The sequence below is a fragment of the Paenibacillus sp. KS1 genome (genome assembly GCF_001680695.1).
GTDB classification, from domain to species: domain Bacteria; phylum Bacillota; class Bacilli; order Paenibacillales; family Paenibacillaceae; genus Paenibacillus_B; species Paenibacillus_B suaedae.
The window spans coordinates 1-409 of record NZ_MAIS01000315.1 but is presented as its reverse complement, the minus strand read 5'-3'; the positions used below and the strand labels follow the sequence as shown (position 1 = coordinate 409).

At 41.1% G+C, this 409-nt stretch carries 1 protein-coding gene; it reads right to left on the bottom strand.

The genetic code is table 11. From position 1 onward, the window contains the following. The coding region (locus tag BBG47_RS30310) for a hypothetical protein (RefSeq protein WP_175400677.1) at nucleotides 1-409 on the bottom strand (409 nt) is incomplete at both ends.

The following is a 409-nucleotide window of genomic DNA, read 5'->3' as shown; positions in this document are numbered from 1 at the left end:
TCCCCTGGCCGTAAAATAAAAGTAACCATTATTTCCTTGCTTAGGCTCTACGATGCTCTTATAAGAAAACGTCACTGCATAGGTTGTATTTTTTTCAAAATGTACTTTATTCGCGTTCGTATAAATCGCATCTTTCCACTCTTCTTTGGGAGAGGATTCCACATACACAGAATGCTTTCCCGTGATAATTTGCTGTGGATCGCTTGTTATCTTGCCAGATCCTGCTACGTAATTTGTTTGGTTCAAGTCTCCTCTTTCGAACGACTCACTTAACTTCTGAACACTTATATCATCCAGGGATAACGCCCCTCCGTTATGGATCCCCCATATTAGAAAATAGTTTCCTTCATCTCCTGTTTTAAAGGTGATCGTCTTTGTGCCTGTCTTGCCTGCTTGTCCTGTCCATTCT